This window comes from Streptomyces sp. NPDC029956 (assembly GCF_055574655.1).
The window spans coordinates 1-19,495 of the sequence record NZ_JBVHZJ010000045.1; the positions used below are offsets into that span (position 1 = coordinate 1).

Annotated in this window: 12 protein-coding genes, 1 tRNA gene and 1 rRNA gene; 11 read left to right on the forward strand and 3 right to left on the reverse strand. The window is 71.1% G+C overall.

The genetic code is table 11. From position 1 onward, the window contains the following. Both rrf and ACZ4XX_RS28990 read left to right on the forward strand, forming a co-directional pair. A 5S ribosomal RNA gene (rrf, locus tag ACZ4XX_RS28985) occupies window positions 1-94 on the forward strand; the annotation flags it as partial. Between the two features lie 4 nt (window positions 95-98). After that, window positions 99-171: transfer RNA gene (locus ACZ4XX_RS28990), tRNA-Thr, on the forward strand. 98 nt (window positions 172-269) lie between these two features. On the opposite strand, the gene ACZ4XX_RS28995 is transcribed toward ACZ4XX_RS28990, so the two are convergent. Further along, window positions 270-2,915: a SpoIIE family protein phosphatase gene (locus tag ACZ4XX_RS28995; protein WP_468510816.1), complete on the reverse strand. Its 2,646-nt coding sequence runs from the start codon at window positions 2,913-2,915 to the stop codon at window positions 270-272. 270 nt (window positions 2,916-3,185) lie between these two features. Between ACZ4XX_RS28995 and ACZ4XX_RS29000 the strand changes: the two genes are divergently transcribed. From ACZ4XX_RS29000 to ACZ4XX_RS29040, 9 genes are all read left to right on the forward strand, one after another. Continuing rightward, window positions 3,186-8,663 (forward strand): HAMP domain-containing protein, encoded by a 5,478-nt coding sequence (locus ACZ4XX_RS29000; RefSeq protein ID WP_468510817.1) that lies wholly within the window; start codon window positions 3,186-3,188, stop codon window positions 8,661-8,663. A 448-nt stretch (window positions 8,664-9,111) separates the two neighbouring features. Continuing rightward, window positions 9,112-9,786, forward strand: coding sequence for a response regulator (locus ACZ4XX_RS29005; RefSeq protein ID WP_017237733.1), 675 nt, complete (start codon window positions 9,112-9,114; stop codon window positions 9,784-9,786). Between the two features lie 126 nt (window positions 9,787-9,912). Next, window positions 9,913-12,762, forward strand: a complete 2,850-nt coding sequence (locus ACZ4XX_RS29010; protein ID WP_468510818.1) for a DNA translocase FtsK — start codon at window positions 9,913-9,915, stop codon at window positions 12,760-12,762. A gap of 321 nt (window positions 12,763-13,083) precedes the next feature. After that, window positions 13,084-13,911, forward strand: coding sequence for a helix-turn-helix domain-containing protein (locus ACZ4XX_RS29015; RefSeq protein ID WP_468510819.1), 828 nt, complete (start codon window positions 13,084-13,086; stop codon window positions 13,909-13,911). 90 nt (window positions 13,912-14,001) lie between these two features. Further along, window positions 14,002-15,522: a 30S ribosomal protein S12 methylthiotransferase RimO gene (rimO, locus tag ACZ4XX_RS29020; RefSeq protein WP_468510820.1), complete on the forward strand. Its 1,521-nt coding sequence runs from the start codon at window positions 14,002-14,004 to the stop codon at window positions 15,520-15,522. Beyond that, on the forward strand, window positions 15,519-16,193 hold the full coding sequence (gene pgsA / locus ACZ4XX_RS29025) for a CDP-diacylglycerol--glycerol-3-phosphate 3-phosphatidyltransferase (protein WP_468510821.1): 675 nt from the start codon (window positions 15,519-15,521) through the stop codon (window positions 16,191-16,193). Before rimO ends, pgsA begins: the two co-directional genes overlap by 4 nt. Further along, a complete protein-coding gene (locus tag ACZ4XX_RS29030; RefSeq protein ID WP_468510822.1) occupies window positions 16,190-16,711 on the forward strand; it encodes a CinA family protein in 522 nt (173 codons plus the stop codon). Before pgsA ends, ACZ4XX_RS29030 begins: the two co-directional genes overlap by 4 nt. A 109-nt stretch (window positions 16,712-16,820) precedes the next feature. Beyond that, on the forward strand, window positions 16,821-17,204 hold the full coding sequence (locus ACZ4XX_RS29035) for a helix-turn-helix domain-containing protein (RefSeq protein WP_030326330.1): 384 nt from the start codon (window positions 16,821-16,823) through the stop codon (window positions 17,202-17,204). Window positions 17,205-17,450: 246 nt separating this feature from the next. Then, entirely contained in the window at window positions 17,451-17,720 is a 270-nt protein-coding gene (locus ACZ4XX_RS29040) for a hypothetical protein (protein ID WP_468510823.1), read from the forward strand. On the opposite strand, the gene ACZ4XX_RS29045 is transcribed toward ACZ4XX_RS29040, so the two are convergent. Together ACZ4XX_RS29045 and ACZ4XX_RS29050 are read right to left on the reverse strand one after the other, a co-directional pair. Further along, window positions 17,668-18,432, reverse strand: a complete 765-nt coding sequence (locus ACZ4XX_RS29045; RefSeq protein WP_468510861.1) for an SDR family NAD(P)-dependent oxidoreductase — start codon at window positions 18,430-18,432, stop codon at window positions 17,668-17,670. The two genes, ACZ4XX_RS29040 and ACZ4XX_RS29045, sit on opposite strands and share 53 nt — an antisense overlap. Window positions 18,433-18,647: 215 nt before the next feature. Beyond that, the gene (locus ACZ4XX_RS29050) at window positions 18,648-19,463 is read right to left on the reverse strand and encodes a DNA-formamidopyrimidine glycosylase family protein (RefSeq protein WP_468510824.1); all 816 of its coding nucleotides are present in this window, start codon (window positions 19,461-19,463) and stop codon (window positions 18,648-18,650) included. Between the last annotated feature and the right edge of the window lie 32 nt (window positions 19,464-19,495).

Consider the following 19,495-nt stretch of genomic DNA (forward strand, 5'->3'; position numbering starts at 1 on the left):
AACGCCCGGTTACATTCCGAACCCGGAAGCTAAGCCTTTCAGCGCCGATGGTACTGCAGGGGGGACCCTGTGGGAGAGTAGGACGCCGCCGAACACCCGCCCTTTTAGCTCAGTCGGTAGAGCGTCTCCATGGTAAGGAGAAGGTCAACGGTTCGATTCCGTTAAAGGGCTCAGAGTAAGAAGGCCCCCGCCTTGTGGCGGGGGCCTTTTTTCGTTCCCGGGGTGGGACGGACCTGCCGGCGATCCCCGTGCGGGGATCGCCGGCAGCGTCAGCGGTCGTCCGGCTCGCGGAGTCGCATGGCCAGGATGGCCATGTCGTCGGAGGCCGGGGCCTGGGCGAAGCGTTCCACCGCGCGGAGCACTCGGGAGGCGACCGCACCGGCCGTCAGGCCCGTGCAGGTCTTGAGGACTTCGGCGAGGCCGTCGTCGCCCAGCATGCGGGTGCCCTCGCGGCGTTCCGTCACGCCGTCCGTCACGCAGAGGAGGACGTCGCCCGGGTCGAGCGTGATGGTCTCCTCGTACAGCTCGAGGTCTTCCATCACACCCAGGAGCGGCTGGGGCTCGGCCGCGGACGTCACCGTGCCGTCCGGGCGGAGGCGCAGGGGGAGCGGGTGGCCGGCGCAGACGACCTTGAGGATCGCGGAGCCGTCCTCCTGAGGGCGCATCTCGCCGTACAGGAGCGTGAGGAAGCGGCTGCGGGCGCCCTCGTCGAGGATCGCCGCGTTCAGGCGCTCCAGGACGGCCGGACCGCCGAAGCCCTCACGGGCCAGCAGACGGAGAGCGTGGCGGGCCAGGCCGGTGACGGCGGCCGCCTCGGGGCCCGTACCGCAGACGTCGCCGATGGCGAAGCCGTAGGCGCCGTCGCGGATCGGGAAGAGGTCGTAGAAGTCGCCACCGACCTCGTTGCCCTCGCCGGCCGCGCGGTAGATGACGTCGACCTCGACACCCGGAATCTCGGGGAGGCCGGGCGGAAGGAGACTGCGCTGGAGGGACTGGCTGATCGCCACGCGCTCCGAGTACAGGCGGGCGTTGTCCAGGGCCAGGGCGGCCCGGCGCGAGAGGTCCTCGGCGAGCTCCAGGATCTCCTGGCGGAAGTGGTCCTCCGAGGGCCGGCCCAGGGTCAGCATGCCGATGACCCGGTTGCGGGCGACCAGCGGCAGGACGACCGTCTCGCCGGCGACCGCGCTCGCGGTGGCCAGGGTGGTGTCGATGCCGGAGGAGAGCGGGCTCGTGGGGTGGTCGAGGGCGCGGACCGAGGCGGTGAGGGCCGCACGGTGGGCGGCGTCGCCCGGTGCGGTCCAGACGCGGGCGCCGGGGGTCGGCACCGGGTCGGGCGGGGAGATCGAGGAGAGCAGCTCCTTGAGGCCGTCGATGCGGTCCTCGTCCTCGTGGAGCACGTACGAGAGGTACGGGTCCGAGGACTGGTCGGCGATCGTGTAGACCGCACACCAGGTCGCGAGGGTCGGGACCGTCATCTGGGCCATCAGGGCCAGGGTCTGGTCCCGGTCGAGCGTGCCCGCCAGGAGGTCGGAGGCCTCGACGAGGAAGCTGAGGGAGCCGCGGCGGAGGCGTTCCAACTCGCCGAGGCGGGCGGATTCGACGGCCAGGGCGATGCGGTCGGCGGCGAACTGGAGGCGGAGGGCCTCTTCGTTGGAGTAGCGGTTCGCGGTCTCGGCGGCCACGCCGAGGGAGCCGGTGAGCCGGCCCTCGACCTTCAGGGGCACGGTGACGACCGAGCGCATGCCGGTGCCCTCGAGGAGCGGGACGGCGCCGGGGACGGCGGCCAGGTCCTCGTGCACGGCGGGCATGCGGGCGGAGCCGTACCGGCTGGCGCCGGTCTCCACGGGGACGCGGGCGAAGCGCTGGCGGGCGGCCGGGAGGCCGGTGGTCGCCCGTACCTCGAGTTCCGTCTCGTCGTCGGTGGCGAGGAGCAGGAAGGCGGCGTCGCCGTCGAGCATGTCGCGGGCGCGTTCGACCGTGCGCTGGAGCAGGCCGTCGAGGTCGTCGGGGGCCGGGGAGCCGATGAAGACCTCGAAGGGGTCCGCGGTGCGGCTCTCGGAGCCCGGCTCGGCGGCGGGGCGCTGCGGGGTCTGGAGGATCGCCCGCTCGTGCTCGCGCACCAGGAGGCAGACGGTGGAGGGGTCGCCCTCGGCGTCGCGGACGCGGAGGTGGGCGGCGTAGACGGGGATGACGCGGCCGTCGGCGCAGCGGATGCCGTAGCTGCCCTCCCAGCGGGAGAGGCGGAGTGCCTCGGCGAGGCCGGTGCCGATGCCGGGGGTGTGGGGCCAGGCCGCGAGGTCGCCCAGGGGTTTGCCGGTCACCTGCTCGGAGGCGTATCCGAAGAGTTCCCCGGCGTCCTCGTTCCAGGCGGCGATGGCACCGCCGCGGTCGATCTGGACGACGGCGACGCGGGCGCGGCTGTCGGTGACCGGGAGGAGCGCGTCGGGGAGGACGGGGCCCGCGGAGCGGGTGCCGACCGGGCGCTGGGCGAGGTCGAGGTGGAACCAGACGTGCTTGCGGGTGGGGGTGTAGTCGACGCCCCAGCGGTGGGCGAGGGCGGCGCAGAGCAGCAGGCCGCGGCCGTTCTCGCGGTCGGGGCTGCCGAGGGTGCGGCCGCTCTGGACGGGGATCTCGCGCTCGGGGTAGCGGTCGGCGACCTCGACGCGGATGCTGTCGTCGGAGCGGAGGCAGAGGACCTCGGCGGAGGTGCCGGCGTGGATGACGGCGTTGGTGACGAGCTCGCTGGTGAGCACGACGGCGTCGTCGACGAGTTCGGGGTGGCCCCAGCCCTGGAGGGTGTCCCGGACGAAGGCGCGGGCGGCCGCGACGGACCGCCCGACGGGCTCGAAGCTGGCAGTCGCCCGCGCGGTGATCACAGCACTCCTCGTACGCGTCTCGACGCCCGGCTCTGCCATGCTCGGTCTGTCCCTCCCGCTGCCCGGTGGTCGTACGCGCGCCACACCGCCCCCGCCGGGCGGACCGGGGCGGTTGGACAGTCGGAAGCCAGGTTACTTACCTTCACCGTCCGAGCGGATGCCGGTCATCGCTGAAACCGTCCCCAGGGGGTAGGGACGGATGTGCGAAGCTGCCGAACTGTTATCGCCTGGTTCGGTGGCGGTGAAACACTGGGCAGGCTACCGGCGAAAGCCGGAGCGGTACGGTCGACCCCTTTCGGGAGGGACACGGTGGAACCTGGCACGGCGGCGCGACGCGGCGGAGGCAGCGGTACGCGCGCGAGGGGCGGGCGTTCCCGTGGGGGGACGGTCCAGGTGGACGCGGCGGCGCTGGAGCGGCTGCTGGCCGCGCTGGTGTCCATGCGGGACGGAAACCTCCGCAGGCGGCTCACGGTGTCCGGCGACGGGGTCATGGCGGAGATCTCCGCGGTGTTCAACGAGGTCGCGGACCGGCAGATGCATGTGACGGGGGAGCTGTCGCGGGTCCGCCGGGTGGTGGGGCGCGAGGGCAAGCTGTCCGAGCGTCTCGAGGCGGGGGCCGGCGAGGGGGCGTGGGCGGCGGCGATCGAGGCCGCGAACGCGCTCGTCGACGATCTTGCCCGGCCGGTGTCCGAGGTGGGTCGGGTGCTCTCGGCGGTGGCCGAGGGTGATCTGGACCAGCGGATGGACCTGCGTTCGGAGGGTGCCGACGGGGCGGTCCGGCCGCTGCGCGGGGAGTTCCTCAAGGTCGCCCGTACCGCGAACAACCTCGTCGACCAGCTGTCGGTGTTCGCCTCCGAGGTGACCAGGGTGGCCGTCGAGGTGGGTACGGACGGCAAGCTGGGCGGGCAGGCGCAGGTGCGGGGGGTGTCCGGTTCGTGGAAGGACCTCACGGACTCGGTCAACACGATGGCGAACCGGCTGACGGCCCAGGTGCGTGACATCGCGCTGGTGACGACGGCGGTCGCGGACGGTGATCTGTCACAGAAGGTCACGGCGAACGTGGCCGGCGAGATGCTCGAGCTGAAGAACACGGTCAACCGGATGGTGGACCAGCTGTCGTCGTTCTCCTCCGAGGTGACCCGGGTCGCCCGCGAGGTGGGAACGGAGGGCGAGCTCGGCGGTCAGGCCGAGGTGGCCGGGGTCGCCGGTGTGTGGAAGGACCTCACGGACTCCGTCAACACGATGGCGGGCAACCTGACCAACCAGGTGCGGGGCATCGCCGAGGTCACCACGGCGGTCGCGAACGGCGATCTGTCGCAGAAGGTGCGGGTGTCGGCGCGCGGTGAGATCGCGCAGCTGGCGGACACCATCAACCAGATGACGAAGACGCTGCGGATCTTCGCCGACGAGGTGACCCGGGTGTCGGGCGAGGTCGGCGCCGAGGGCCTGCTCGGTGGTCAGGCGCAGGTGCCGGGGGCGGCGGGGACCTGGAAGGACCTCACCGACTCGGTCAACACCGTCTTCCGGAACATCACCACGCAGGTGCGTGACATCGCGCAGGTGACGACGGCGGTCGCCAACGGCGACCTGTCGCAGAAGGTCACCGTGGACGTGGCCGGCGAGATGCTGGAGCTGAAGAACACCGTCAACACGATGGTGGACCAGCTGTCGGCCTTCGGTTCCGAGGTGACCCGGGTGGCCCGCGAGGTCGGTGTCGAGGGTCTGCTCGGTGGCCAGGCCGAGGTGAAGGGCGCGGCGGGCACGTGGAAGGACCTCACCGACTCGGTGAACACGGCCTTCCGGAACCTGACCGGTCAGGTGCGTGACATCGCGCAGGTGACGACGGCGGTCGCCAACGGCGACCTGTCGCAGAAGGTCACCGTGGACGTGGCCGGCGAGATGCTGGAGCTGAAGAACACCGTCAACACGATGGTGTCGCAGCTGTCGTCGTTCGCGGACCAGGTGACGCGGATGGCGCGGGACGTGGGCACCGAGGGCCGGCTGGGCGGTCAGGCGCGGGTGGACGGCGTGTCGGGGCGCTGGCGGGAGCTCACCGACTCGGTGAACTTCATGGCCGGCAACCTGACCTCGCAGGTGCGGCAGATCGCGCAGGTGACGACGGCCGTTGCCCGCGGTGACCTGTCGCAGAAGATCGACGTGGACGCGCGCGGCGAGATCCTGGAGCTCAAGAACACCATCAACACGATGGTCGACCAGCTCTCCGCGTTCGCCGACCAGGTGACCCGGGTGGCCCGCGAGGTGGGTACCGACGGGCGGCTCGGCGGGCAGGCGCAGGTGCCGGGTGTGGCAGGTGTGTGGCGTGACCTGACGGACTCGGTGAACGGCATGGCCGGGAACCTGACCACCCAGGTCCGCAACATCGCGCAGGTCGCCACCGCGGTGGCGCGCGGTGACCTGTCGCAGAAGATCGACGTGGACGCGCGCGGCGAGATCCTGGAGCTGAAGAACACCCTCAACACGATGGTGGACCAGCTCTCGAACTTCGCCGAGCAGGTGACGCGGGTGGCCCGCGAGGTGGGCACCGAGGGCATCCTGGGCGGTCAGGCCGAGGTGCAGGGCGTCTCGGGCACCTGGAAGGACCTCACCCAGTCCGTGAACTTCATGGCGAACAACCTCACCATCCAGGTGCGGAACATCGCCGAGGTCACGACGGCGGTCGCCAAGGGAGACCTGTCGAAGAAGATCACCGTCGACGCCCGGGGCGAGATCCTGGAGCTGGTGACGACCGTCAACACGATGGTCGACCAGCTGTCGAACTTCGCGGACGAGGTCACGCGGGTGGCCCGCGAGGTGGGTACGGAGGGCATCCTGGGCGGTCAGGCGCGGGTCCGGGGTGTCACCGGCACCTGGAAGGACCTGAGCGACAACGTCAACCTGATGGCCAACAACCTGACCAGTCAGGTGCGGAACATCTCGCGGGTCTCGGCGGCGGTCGCCAACGGCGATCTGACGAAGAAGGTGACGGTCGAGGCGCGCGGCGAGGTCGCCGAACTCGCCGACACCGTCAACACCATGGTGACGACCCTGTCGTCGTTCGCGGACGAGGTCACGCGGGTGGCCCGCGAGGTGGGTACGGAGGGCGAGCTGGGCGGCCAGGCCCGGGTGCCGGGTGTCTCGGGCACCTGGAAGGACCTGACCGAGTCGGTGAACTCGATGGCCTCCAACCTCACCGGTCAGGTGCGCCAGATCGCGGCCGTCACCACGGCCATCGCCAAGGGCGACCTCACCAAGAAGATCGACATCGACGCGCGCGGCGAGATCCAGGAGCTGAAGAGCACCATCAACACGATGGTCGACCAGCTGTCGAACTTCGCCGAGGAGGTCACGCGGGTGGCCCGCGAGGTGGGTACGGACGGGCAGCTCGGCGGTCAGGCCAGGGTGCGTGATGTGGACGGCACGTGGCGGGACCTGACGGAGTCCGTGAACGAGATGGCCGGGAACCTGACCCGGCAGGTGCGGGCGATCGCCGCCGTCGCCACGGCGGTGACCCGGGGCGACCTGAACCTCAAGATCGACGGTGTCGACGCGGCGGGCGAGATCCAGGCCCTCCAGGAGAACATCAACACCATGATCGCCAACCTGCGCGACACCACCCTCGCCAACGAGGAGCAGGACTGGCTGAAGGGCAACCTGGCACGGATCTCCGGCCTCATGCAGGGCCGACGGGACCTGGACGACGTCGCCTCGCTCATCATGAGCGAGCTGACGCCGGTGGTCTCGGCCCAGCACGGTGCCTTCTTCGTGGCGATGCCGACCGGCTCCGCCCACAGCGACGCCGAACTCGTCGGTGAGGGAGAGGGCTCGTACGAGCTTCGGATGCGCGGGAGTTACGGCTACTCCGCCGGGTCCATGCCGACCTCGTTCCGCCCCGGCGAGACGCTCATCGGGACGGCGGCCGAGGAGAAGCGGACCATCCAGGTCAACGTTCCGCCCGGCTATCTGAAGATCTCCTCCGGGCTCGGGGAGGCCGCGCCGGCGCATGTGATCGTGCTTCCGGTGCTCTTCGAGGGCAAGGTCCTCGGGGTGATCGAGCTGGCCTCCTTCCAGCCGTTCACGCAGATCCAGCGGGACTTCCTCAACCAGCTCGCCGAGCTGATCGCCACCACGGTCAACACGATCAGTGTCAACACCAAGACCGAGGTGCTGCTCCAGCAGTCGCAGGAGCTCACCGAGCAGCTCAAGGAGCGTTCGGCGGAGCTGGAGCACCGGCAGAAGGAGCTGCAGGGCTCCAACCTGGAGCTGGAGGAGAAGGCCGAGCTGCTGGCCCGGCAGAACCGCGACATCGAGGTGAAGAACACCGAGATCGAGGAGGCCCGGCAGGTCCTGGAGGAGCGGGCCGAGCAGCTCGCCGTCTCCATGCGCTACAAGTCCGAGTTCCTGGCGAACATGTCCCACGAGCTGCGCACCCCGCTCAACTCGCTGCTGATCCTTGCCAAGTTGCTCGCGGACAACGCCGAGACGAACCTGACGCCGAAGCAGGTCGAGTTCGCGGAGACCATCCACGGTGCCGGTTCCGATCTGCTCCAGCTGATCAACGACATCCTCGACCTGTCGAAGGTCGAGGCGGGCAAGATGGACGTCTCGCCGACCCGGATCGCGCTCGTCCAGCTCGTCGACTACGTGGAGGCGACCTTCCGGCCGCTCACGGCGGAGAAGGGGCTCGACTTCTCGGTGCGGGTCTCGCCCGAGCTGCCGGCCACCCTCCACACCGACGAGCAGCGGCTGCTCCAGGTGCTCCGCAACCTCCTCTCCAACGCGGTGAAGTTCACCGACACGGGGGCGGTCGAGCTGGTGATCCGGCCGGCCGGGATCGATGTGCCGCAGTCGATTCGCGAGCAGCTCCTGGAGGCCGGTTCGCTGCGCGATCCGGAGGCCGATCTGATCGCCTTCTCCGTCACGGACACCGGGATCGGGATCGCCGCGAGCAAGATGCGGGTCATCTTCGAGGCGTTCAAGCAGGCCGACGGCACGACCAGCCGGAAGTACGGCGGTACGGGTCTGGGGCTCTCGATCAGCCGGGAGATCGCGCGGCTGCTCGGCGGCGAGATCTTCGCGGCGAGCGAGCCGGGCCGCGGTTCGACGTTCACGCTCTATCTGCCGCTGAGCCCGACGGAGCTGCCGGCCGGCTACGGGCAGGGAGCGTCGGACGACCCGCAGCAGGGCGCCGAGGAGGGGGCCGCCGGGGCCGTCCACGCGTTCCCGCACTTCCCGCCCGCGCCCGTACGGACGGAGGCGCGGTCCGGGGCGGGCGCGCTGTTCCGGCACCGGCGGAAGGCGGCCGCGGAGGCGACCGGGGCGCGGACGGCGGTGCCGGGGCAGTCAGGGCAGCAGATCGCCGCCGACCGGGCGGAGCAGGAGGCGGAGGCCGAGCCGCGCCGTACCTTCGGCTTCTCCGGCGAGAAGGTGCTCATCGTCGACGACGACATCCGTAACGTCTTCGCGCTCACCAGCGTCCTCGAGCAGCACGGACTCGCGGTGCTGTACGCGGAGAACGGGCGGGAGGGCATCGAAGTCCTGGAGCAGCACGACGATGTGACGATCGTCCTGATGGACATCATGATGCCGGAGATGGACGGATACGCGACGACGACGGCGATCCGGCGCATGCCGCAGTTCGCGGGGCTGCCGATCATCGCGCTGACGGCGAAGGCGATGAAGGGCGACCGGGAGAAGGCGATCGAGTCCGGAGCCTCGGACTATGTGACCAAGCCGGTCGACCCCGATCACCTGCTGTCCGTGATGGAGCAGTGGATGCGGGGCGAGTGACTCCGGGCGGGGCCCGTGGTGTGGGGGAACCCCTCCGGACCGCGGGCTCGGCGCGGTGGGGACGCCTCCGGACCACGGGGTCGGCGCGGTGGGGACGCCTCCGGACCACGGGGTCGGCGCGGTGGGGACGCCTCCGGACCACGGGGTCGGCGCGGTGGGGACGCCTCCGCACCGCGGGCTCGCGGCGGGGTCCACGGCCTTCCCTGACGGACTGTCGCCAGGGGGGTGTGAGAGGCCGGGATACGGGGAACCTTCTGGTCTCCCACCGCGTTTCCGGTACGTGCACAGTGACATCGCGGTGACAGGGTGTGGCGACGGGCGGGGTGCGGCTACGATGACCGGCACAAGGACGGACGGCGCTAGGGAGTCGTCTTCTGGGGCGGCGCCCGGTGCTTCCCCCGGTTCCGGGAGCCGGGGAGAGACGTTGCCGGGGCGAGGAGGACGGGGCATGGTGCAGAAGGCCAAGATCCTCCTGGTCGATGACCGGCCGGAGAATCTGCTGGCGCTGGAGGCCATTCTCTCCGCGCTCGATCAGACGCTGGTGCGGGCATCGTCCGGGGAGGAAGCGCTCAAGGCGCTGTTGACGGACGACTTCGCGGTCATCCTGCTCGACGTCCAGATGCCGGGTATGGACGGCTTCGAGACCGCGGCGCACATCAAGCGGCGGGAGCGGACCCGGGACATCCCGATCATCTTCCTCACCGCCATCAACCACGGCCCCCACCACACGTTCCGTGGGTACGCGGCCGGGGCGGTCGACTACATCTCGAAGCCGTTCGACCCGTGGGTGCTGCGCGCCAAGGTCTCGGTCTTCGTCGAGCTGTACATGAAGAACTGCAAGCTGCGCGAGCAGGCCGCACTGCTGCGGCTGCAGTTGGAGGGCGGCGGCGAGGGCGGTCAGGGCAAGGAGGCCGCCGGTCTGCTCGCCGAGCTCTCGGCCCGTCTCGCGGCCGTCGAGGAGCAGGCGGAGGCGCTGTCCAAGCAGCTCGACGACGACTCCGCCGACGCGGCCGCGGTCGCCACCGCCGCGCATCTGGAGCGCAAGCTCACCGGGTTGCGCCGGGCGCTGGACGCGCTGGAGCCGGGCACCGGCGCCGCGCCGACGCTGCCGGCCCAGAGCTGACGTACCGTCACCGAGCCGTCCGACGCCCGACGTGCCGCGTGATGCGGCGTCAGCTTCGGGCCACGGCCGGAGCGACACGAACGGGTGAGGCGGACAGCCGGTCTTCACACCGGTAACCTCGGCACCATGGCTTCACGTACGTCCGGCAAGGGTTCCCAGGGCACGGCGGGCACCGCAAAGCCGCGCGCCGGCCGTACGACGGGCGCCGCGAAGAAAGCGGCACCCGCGAAGTCCCCCGCCAAACCGCCCGCCAAGAAGGCGCCGGCCAAGAAGGCCGCGCCCGCCAAGAAGGCGCCCGCGCGCAAGACCGCGGCGAAGAAGCCGGCTCCCCGGCCCGCGCCGTCCCCCACCGGGGGCATCTACCGGCTCGCACGCGGCGCCTGGCTCGGCCTCGCGCACGCCGTGGGGGCGATGTTCCGGGGGATAGGGCGCGGCGCCAAGGGCCTCGACCCGGCCCACCGCAAGGACGGGCTCGCGCTGCTGCTCCTCGGCCTCGCGCTGATCGTCGCCGCGGGCACCTGGTCCAACCTCCGAGGCCCCGTCGGCGACCTCGTCGAGATGCTGGTCACCGGTTCCTTCGGCCGGCTCGACCTGCTCGTCCCGCTGCTCCTCGGCGCGATCGGCGTGCGCCTCATCCTCTTCCCGGAGAAGCCCGAGGCCAACGGCCGGATCAGCATCGGCCTCTCCGCCCTCGTCATCGGCGTCCTCGGCCAGGTCCACATCGCCTGCGGTTCACCCGGCCGCGGCGACGGCAGCGATGCCATGCAGGACGCCGGCGGCCTCATCGGCTGGGCCGCCTCCCAGCCGCTCGTCTTCATGATGGGCGAGGTCCTCGCCGTCCCCATGCTGGTCCTGCTCACCCTCTTCGGACTGCTCGTCGTCACCGCCACCCCGGTCAACGCGATCCCGCAGCGGCTGCGCGCCCTCGGCGCCAGGCTCGGCATCGTCGAGCCCGCCTACGAGCCCGCGGAGGACCGTCCCGAGGGTCACGGGGGCGCCTCCGGGGAGTACGACGAGTACGACGAGGAGTGGCGCGAGGCCCGGCCGCAGGCCCGCACCGCCCGGCCGGCGCGACGCCGCGGCCCTGCGGACCCCTACGACGTGGAGCGGGCCGAGGCCGAGATGCTCGACCGGCGCAGCCGGCGGGCCCGCCGCCCCTCCCAGGAGCCCGCCTTCGACCACGGCCTGGACCCGGTGGACGTCGCCGCGGCCGCCGCCGCCGCGCTCGACGGCGCGGTGCTCAACGGCATGCCGCCCTCCCCGATCGTCGCCGACCTCACCAGGGACGTCACCGCCGACCGCAAGGCCGCCGTGGACGCCGCCGCCGCGAAGGCCGCGGAGGCGGCGGCCAAGGGCGCCGAGACGGGGGCCAAGGGCGCTCCCGTGCCGCCGGCCCGTGGCGGGGACCAGCGGTCCGGCGTAGGCGTACCGGATCTGACCAAGCCGGCGCCCGAGCCGACCGATCTGCCGCCCCGGGCCGAGCAGCTCCAGCTGGCCGGCGACATCACGTACTCCCTGCCCTCGCTCGACCTCCTGGAGCGGGGCGGGCCCGGCAAGACGCGCAGCGCCGCCAACGACGCCGTGGTCGACTCGCTCTCCAACGTCTTCACCGAGTTCAAGGTCGACGCCGCCGTCACCGGCTTCACCCGGGGGCCGACGGTCACGCGGTACGAGGTCGAGCTCGGCCCCGCCGTGAAGGTCGAGAAGATCACGGCCCTGACCAAGAACATCGCGTACGCCGTGGCCTCTCCGGACGTACGGATCATCTCGCCGATCCCCGGCAAGTCCGCGGTCGGCATCGAGATCCCCAACAGCGACCGGGAGATGGTCAACCTCGGCGACGTGCTGCGGCTGGCCGCCGCGGCCGAGGACGACCACCCGATGCTCGTGGCGCTCGGCAAGAACGTCGAGGGCGGCTACGAGATGGCCAACCTGGCGAAGATGCCGCACGTCCTGGTCGCCGGTGCGACGGGCTCCGGAAAGTCCTCCTGCATCAACTGCCTGATCACTTCGATCATGATAAGGGCGACCCCGGAGGACGTCCGGATGGTCCTCGTCGACCCCAAGCGGGTCGAGCTCACCGCGTACGAGGGCATCCCGCACCTGATCACCCCGATCATCACCAACCCCAAGCGGGCCGCGGAGGCCCTCCAGTGGGTGGTGAAGGAGATGGACCTCCGTTACGACGATCTGGCGGCCTTCGGCTACCGGCACATCGACGACTTCAACCAGGCGATCCGGGACGGCAAGATCAAGCTGCCCGAGGGCAGCGAGCGGGAGCTCAAGACGTACCCGTACCTGCTCGTCATCGTCGACGAGCTCGCCGACCTGATGATGGTGGCGCCCCGGGACGTCGAGGACTCGATCGTCCGCATCACGCAGCTCGCGCGCGCCGCCGGCATCCACCTCGTGCTCGCCACCCAGCGGCCGTCGGTCGATGTCGTCACGGGCCTCATCAAGGCCAACGTGCCGTCCCGGCTCGCCTTCGCGACCTCCTCGCTCGCCGACAGCCGGGTCATCCTCGACCAGCCGGGCGCCGAGAAGCTCATCGGAAAGGGTGACGGACTGTTCCTGCCGATGGGTGCCAACAAGCCCGTCCGCATGCAGGGTGCCTTCGTCACCGAGCACGAGGTCGCGGCCGTCGTGCAGCACTGCAAGGACCAGATGACCCCGGTCTTCCGGGAGGACGTCACCGTCGGGACCCGGCAGAAGAAGGAGATCGACGAGGACATCGGCGACGACCTCGATCTGCTGTGCCAGGCCGCCGAACTGGTCGTCTCCACGCAGTTCGGCTCCACCTCGATGCTCCAGCGGAAGCTGCGCGTCGGCTTCGCGAAGGCCGGGCGGCTGATGGACCTCATGGAGTCGCGGAACATCGTCGGGCCGAGCGAGGGCTCCAAGGCGCGCGACGTGCTGGTCAAGCCCGACGAGTTGGACGGGGTGCTGGACGTGATCCGGGGGCAGTCGGCGGAGTAGCCCGGGGTCCCGGCCGGAGCGGTGGTCCGGCGGGAGCAGCCCAGGTCCCGGCCGAACGCGGTGGTCCGGCCGGGGATGGGGCGAGGCCCCGCCGGAGTACGCGACCGGGGAGCGGGTACGCGATCGAGACCGGGCCGAGACTCACTCGTAAGGGAACGGAGGGCAACCGTTTCCCCTGGCCGTACGTCAAGTTGAGCGGAGGGACAGAAGGATGTCCCAGCCTCATGGCGTACAAACAGCACCCGCCCGGTTGCCCCACCCTTTCGTACCACCCATAGACTGAACGTCCAGCAGGTGGCTACACGCTCGAAAGGCGCTCTCGTGTCCATCGGCAACTCCCCCGAAGACGACCGGATCTTCCCGGCAGACGACCGGGACTCGATCGGTCGCGCTCTCCAGCAGACCCGCATCGCCGCCGGTCTCACCGTCGAAGAGGTCAGTGCCTCCACCCGTGTCCGGATTCCGATCGTTCAGGCGATCGAGGAGGACGACTTCTCGCGCTGCGGCGGCGACGTCTACGCCCGCGGTCACATCCGCACGCTCGCGCGTGCCGTCGGCCTCGATCCGGCTCCGCTGATCGAGCAGTACGACGCCGAGCACGGCGGTCGTCCCGCGCCCACCCCCGCCGCCCCGCTGTTCGAGGCGGAACGCATCCGCCCCGAGCCGCGCCGGCCCAACTGGACCGCCGCGATGGTCGCGGCCATCGTCGCCGTCGTCGGTTTCGTCGGCTTCACGATGTTCAACGGCAACGAGGCGCCCAAGGGCGCCACCGCCGCGGACGGCGGTCCGGCGCCCGCGCCGGAGAAGGCCACGTCCGCCGGTAAGCCGAAGCCGGTCAAGCCCACGCCGCCGAAGCCCACCGAGAGCGCGATCGCCGCGGTCCCGCAGGACAAGGTGACGGTGAAGATGACCGCCACCGACGGCAAGAGCTGGATCTCGGCCAAGGACGCCAACGGCAAGCTCCTCTTCGACGGCCTCCTCCTGGACGGCGAGTCCAAGACCTTCCAGGACGACGAGCGCATCGACCTGGTCCTCGGCAACGCCGGAGCGATCGAGCTCTTCGTGAACGGCAAGAAGATCGACGACAAGTTCGAATCCGGCCAGGTCGAGCGACTGACCTACACCAAGGGTGACCCCGAGGCCGGCTGAGCCGCCCCTCCGGGCCCGTGATGGGGCCCCTGTCGCGCAGGTGAACCCTGCGCGACGGGGGAACTGCCGGGACGAAGTAGTCTTGAGTCCATGCCCGAACGCCGTACCGTCGCCCTTGTCACTCTTGGCTGCGCCCGTAACGAGGTGGACTCGGAGGAGCTCGCAGGCCGCTTGGCAGCGGACGGCTGGGAGCTCGTCGAGAACGCCGAGGACGCGGATGTCGCCGTCGTCAACACCTGTGGGTTCGTCGAAGCCGCCAAGAAGGACTCCGTCGACGCCCTCCTCGAAGCCAATGATCTGAAGGACCACGGCCGCACCCAGGCCGTGGTCGCCGTCGGCTGCATGGCCGAGCGGTACGGCAAGGAGCTCGCCGAAGCCCTCCCGGAGGCCGACGGCGTCCTGGGCTTCGACGACTACTCCGACATCTCCAACCGCCTCCAGACCATCCTCAGCGGTGGCAGTGTCGAGGCACACACCCCGCGTGACCGGCGCAAGCTCCTGCCGCTCTCGCCGGTGGAGCGCCAGGCGGCCGCCGCCGCGGTCGCCCTCCCCGGCCACGGCGTCGTGGACACTCCCGCGCCCGCCGTCACGCCCGCTTCCGCTCCCGAGGACGTGCCGAGCGACCTGCCGGACGGTCTCGCGCCCGCCTCCGGGCCGCGCGCACCGCTCCGCCGGCGTCTGGACGCCAGCCCCGTCGCCTCCGTGAAGCTGGCCTCCGGCTGCGACCGCCGCTGCTCCTTCTGCGCCATCCCCTCCTTCCGCGGCTCCTTCGTCTCGCGCCGTCCCTCGGACGTGCTGAACGAGACGCGCTGGCTCGCCGAGCAGGGTGTGAAGGAGGTCATGCTGGTCTCCGAGAACAACACCTCGTACGGCAAGGACCTCGGCGACATCCGGCTCCTGGAGAGCCTGCTGCCCGAGCTCGCCGCGGTCGACGGCATCGAGCGCGTCCGCGTCAGCTACCTCCAGCCCGCCGAGATGCGCCCCGGCCTGATCGACGTCCTCACGTCGACCGACAAGGTCGTGCCGTACTTCGACCTGTCCTTCCAGCACAGCGCCCCTGACGTGCTGCGGGCCATGCGCCGCTTCGGCGACACCGACCGGTTCCTCGAGCTCCTGGAGACCATCCGGGCCAAGGCTCCGACCGCCGGTGCCCGCTCCAACTTCATCGTCGGCTTCCCCGGCGAGACCGAGGCCGACTTCGCCGAGCTGGAACGCTTCGTCACCCACGCCAGGCTCGACGCGATCGGCGTCTTCGGCTACTCCGACGAGGACGGCACCGAGGCCGCCACGTACGAGCACAAGCTCGACCAGGACGTCGTCGACGCCCGCCTCGCCCACCTCTCCCGGCTCGCCGAGGAGCTCACCGCACAGCGCGCGGAGGAGCGGATCGGAGAGACCCTTGAAGTACTGGTCGAGACCGTGGACGACGAGGACGGCGTGATCGGCCGCGCCGCCCACCAGGCGCCCGAGACCGACGGCCAGGTGGTCCTCACCACGGCCGGCGGTACGAGTCCCGACCTGACTCCGGGCCGTATGGTCATGGCGAAGGTCGTCGGCACGGAGGGCGTCGACCTGGTGGCCGAGTGTCTTTTCGAGGAGGCAGGCAGATGACCGGAGTCCCGGCATCCGCGACGGGCGGGACCGGTAGGCCGGCGCCCCGCGGCAAGCTGGGCACGGCGGCCGTCAACCAGGCCAGCCTGTGGAACATCGCCAACATCCTGACCATGATCCGGCTCGTGCTCGTGCCGGCCTTCGTGGTGCTGCTGTTCCAGGACGGCGGTCACGACCCCGCATGGCGGGCCTGGGCCTGGGCGGCGTTCGCCGTCGCCATGATCACGGACGTCTTCGACGGGCACCTCGCCCGTGCGTACAACCTGGTCACGGACTTCGGGAAGATCGCCGACCCGATCGCCGACAAGGCGATCATGGCGGCCGGACTCGTCTCGCTGTCGATGCTCGGGGACCTGCCCTGGTGGGTGACCGGCGTCATCCTGGCCCGCGAGCTGGGGATCACCCTGATGCGGTTCTGGGTGATCCGCCACGGGGTCATCCCGGCCAGCCGGGGCGGCAAGATGAAGACGCTCGCGCAGGGCACGGCGGTCGGCATGTACGTGCTGATGCTCACCGGGCCGCTCGCCACCCTGCGCTTCTGGGTGATGGCGGTGGCCGTGGTGCTGACGGTCGTCACCGGTCTGGACTACGTCCGCCAGGCGGTCGTGCTGCGCCGCAAGGGGCTCGCCGCCGAGCGGGCCGCCGCGCGGTCGGAGGCGGCGACGCGATGACCGAGGCCGCCCGGGTGCTGGCACTGCTCGCGGAGCGTGGTCACACGCTCGCCGCGGCGGAGTCGCTCACGGGGGGACTGGTGGCCGCGGAGCTCACCGGAGTGCCCGGTGCCTCGGCCTCCTTCCGGGGGTCCGTCACGGCCTACGCCACGACCCTCAAGCAGGAGCTGCTCGGTGTCGACGCGGCCCTGCTCGCCGAGCGCGGAGCGGTGGATCCCGAGGTCGCGCTGCAGATGGCGGCCGGTGTGCGGACCCGGCTCGGCGCCGACTGGGGGATCTCGACGACCGGGGTGGCCGGGCCCGATCCGCAGGACGGACAGCCGGTCGGAACCGTCTACGTGGCGGTCGCGGGACCTGCCGCGACGGGCGCCCGCGCCGGGAAAGTGGTCTCGTTGAGGTTGAACGGCGACCGCGCGGACATCCGTAGAGAGAGCGTACGGAGCGTGCTGGCACTGCTCCATGAGGAACTCTCGGGAAATGCGCGGGCACAGGATACGGAACACTACGGGGGGAATTGATGTTTGCAGCCCTGAGTGAACACGACATCGCTCCCCGCACGGCCGCAGCGCGAGGCGGTACGGTGGGGCGTGAAGGATGCGGCTACGCGGTCCGAGGAGGGAGCCACCGATGATTCTGCTCCGTCGCCTGTTGGGTGACGTGCTGCGTCGGCAGCGCCAGCGCCAAGGCCGTACTCTGCGCGAAGTCTCCTCGTCCGCCCGAGTCTCGCTCGGCTATCTCTCCGAGGTGGAGCGGGGGCAGAAGGAGGCTTCCTCCGAGCTGCTCTCCGCGATCTGCGACGCGTTGGACGTACGGATGTCCGAGCTCATGCGTGAAGTGAGCGACGAGCTGTCACTGGCCGAACTGGCCGAGTCGGCAGCGGCGAGCGAACCGGTGCCGACGCCGGTACGCCCGATGCTCAATTCGGTGTCGGTGACGTCGGTGGGCCGTGTGCCCACCGAGCGGGTGACCATCAAGGCGCCCGCGGAAGCGGTGGACGTCGTCGCCGCCTAGTCGTCGCCGTACGAAGCGTGCGAAGCGATACGGGGTCGAGCCTCGGTCGGTGTCCCTTTCGGGGGCTCCGGCCGGGGCTCTTCTCTTGCCGCAGCACCGCGGGGTCGTTTGTCTGAGATGCCGGGTACCGGTGCCTCGTGCATGGTGGGGGGAACGTACGACTGGGCCGTGTGCGCCGGGTTTGCCTCCGGTGCGCCCTCCCGCAGGGTGATCCTGCCGGTCTAGCGTCGACGGCAGGAGGCGGCCATGGTACGGCGACGGATGCCGCCGGCGACGCTCGCGCTGGTCGCGATCGGGCTGGCGGTCGGGGGGCTCTGGTGGTGGGCGGTGCTGCGCCTGCTCCTGGTGCCGGGGGAGTCCGGCGCGGTCGAGGGCGCGGTGGCCGCGGGCGGCTGGGGGCTGAGTCTGCTGCCGGTGCACGTGGCCGCCTCTTCGGGGCGGCCGGGGGTCCTCGCCCGGCAGGTCACCAGGGCATCGCGACGCCGCCGTTGGGGCGCAGGATCTGGCCTGTCGTGAACGAGGACGCGTCGGACGCGAGGTGCAGGACGGCGTGGGCGATGTCCTCGGCCTCACCGACCCGGCCCAGCGGTGAATGACGGATCATCGTCGCTTCCGCCTGCTCCTGGGCGGCCGGCTGGTGCCGGGCCGTCATCGGGGTGCGGATCCAGCCCGGTGCGACCGCGTTGACCCGGATGCCGTGTCGGCCTGCTTCCGTCGCCAGTGTCTTCGTCAGCTGGACGACGGCCGCCTTGGTGACGCTGTAGCAGAGCAGGCCGGGGCCGGCGGTGTCCATCGCGCCCGAGGCCATCGTGACGATCGAGCCGGGGACGCCGGCTGCGATCATCGAGCGGGCCGCCTCCTGGCAGGCGTACAGCACACCCTTGAAATTGACGGCGATGACCCGGTCCAGGTCCTCGTCACGGGTCTCCAGGACCGAGCTCGTGTGCATGATCCCGGCGACGGCGGCCATGACGTGGAGGGGGCCGGCCGCGCGGACGGCGGCGGAGAGGGCGGCCCGGTCGGTGACGTCCAGGGGGTGCGTGTGCGCGGTGCCGCCCGCGCGGGCGATGAGGGCGACCGTCTCCTTGAGGCCGGGTTCGTCGCAGTCCGCGCAGTGCACGGTGGCGCCGGCCTGGGCGAGGAGGACGGCGGTGGCGCGGCCGATGCCGCTTGCGGCGCCGGTGACGAAGGCGGTGCGGTGGGTGAGGTCGTAGGCGGGGAGGGGTATCGGTCGTGCCTTCTCGGCCTCCTGCGCTTCCCTTGTCGCTGTCGTCCCTGTCGTTGCGCTCGCAGCGGCCGTCGCGGTCGCCCCGGTCGCCCCGGTCGTCCCTGTTGTTCCTGTTGTTCCTGTTGTTCCGGGCGTTGCGCTCGTCGCGGCCGTCACTGTCGTCGTGTGCGCCTTGTCCGTCATGGTCGGACCGTACGACTGGATCTGACGGATCGTCAATTATCGGGTGAGGTCTCGTTCTCGGGACCGCGTTGGCAGCCGGGGCACCAGAACGTGACCCGGTCGCCGAGTTCCGCCTTGCGGATCGGGGTGCCACAGCGGAGGCAGGAGTGGCCGGCGCGGCCGTAGACGTGCAGTGGGGTGCCCGGGCGGCGCGTGGTCGTCGTGCGGCGGTCGGGGCGGTCCCTGTTCGCGTCAAGGAGACGGTGGGCGGTCGCGACCAGCCGGGCGGGGACGTCGGGGTCGAGGTCGCCGACCGGAAGCCATGGGGTCACGCCGGCCAGGAAGGCCAGCTCCGACTTGTACACGTTGCCGATGCCGGCCAGGTTCCGCTGGTCGAGCAGGGCCTCGCCGAGCGTGCGCGTGGGGTCCGCCGTCAGCCGGCGGGTCGCCTCCTCGGCGGCCGTCGCACCCCAGTCGGGGCCCAGCAGGTCCGGGCCCAGGTGGCCCACCGCCGTCGGCTCGTCCGCGGTGCGGATGAGTTCCAGGACCGGGAGGCGGTAGCCGTACGCGGTGTTCTCCTCGTTCCCGAGGATCGCGCGGATCTGGTGGTCCGGGCCGCCGTGCGGGCGCGCCCCGGTGGCGTACACACGCCAGGCGCCGTCCATCCGCAGATGGGAGTGGAGGGTGAGGCCGCCCTCGATGCGGGTCAGGAGGTGTTTGCCGCGGGGGGTGACGTCGAGGAGCGTGCGGCCGGTGAGGTCGGCGGTGGCGAACCGGGGGACCCGGAGGTCCGCGCGCGTCAGCAGCCGGCCGGCCAGGGCGGTGTGGAGGCGGTGGGCGGTCTGCCAGACGGTGTCTCCTTCGGGCACGGTTCCATGATGCCGGGTGGATGGGGTGGTCG

What these genes read in the sequence shown, in the direction of transcription:
- ACZ4XX_RS28995 (WP_468510816.1), bottom strand. Translation starts at nt 2,915, where the DNA reads ATGGCAGAGCCGGGCGTCGAGACGCGTACGAGGAGTGCTGTGATCACC.
- ACZ4XX_RS29005 (WP_017237733.1), top strand. Translation starts at nt 9,112, where the DNA reads ATGGTGCAGAAGGCCAAGATCCTCCTGGTCGATGACCGGCCGGAGAAT.
- ACZ4XX_RS29010 (WP_468510818.1), top strand. Translation starts at nt 9,913, where the DNA reads ATGGCTTCACGTACGTCCGGCAAGGGTTCCCAGGGCACGGCGGGCACC.
- rimO (WP_468510820.1), top strand. Translation starts at nt 14,002, where the DNA reads ATGCCCGAACGCCGTACCGTCGCCCTTGTCACTCTTGGCTGCGCCCGT.
- pgsA (WP_468510821.1), top strand. Translation starts at nt 15,519, where the DNA reads ATGACCGGAGTCCCGGCATCCGCGACGGGCGGGACCGGTAGGCCGGCG.
- ACZ4XX_RS29030 (WP_468510822.1), top strand. Translation starts at nt 16,190, where the DNA reads ATGACCGAGGCCGCCCGGGTGCTGGCACTGCTCGCGGAGCGTGGTCAC.
- ACZ4XX_RS29035 (WP_030326330.1), top strand. Translation starts at nt 16,821, where the DNA reads ATGATTCTGCTCCGTCGCCTGTTGGGTGACGTGCTGCGTCGGCAGCGC.
- ACZ4XX_RS29040 (WP_468510823.1), top strand. Translation starts at nt 17,451, where the DNA reads ATGGTACGGCGACGGATGCCGCCGGCGACGCTCGCGCTGGTCGCGATC.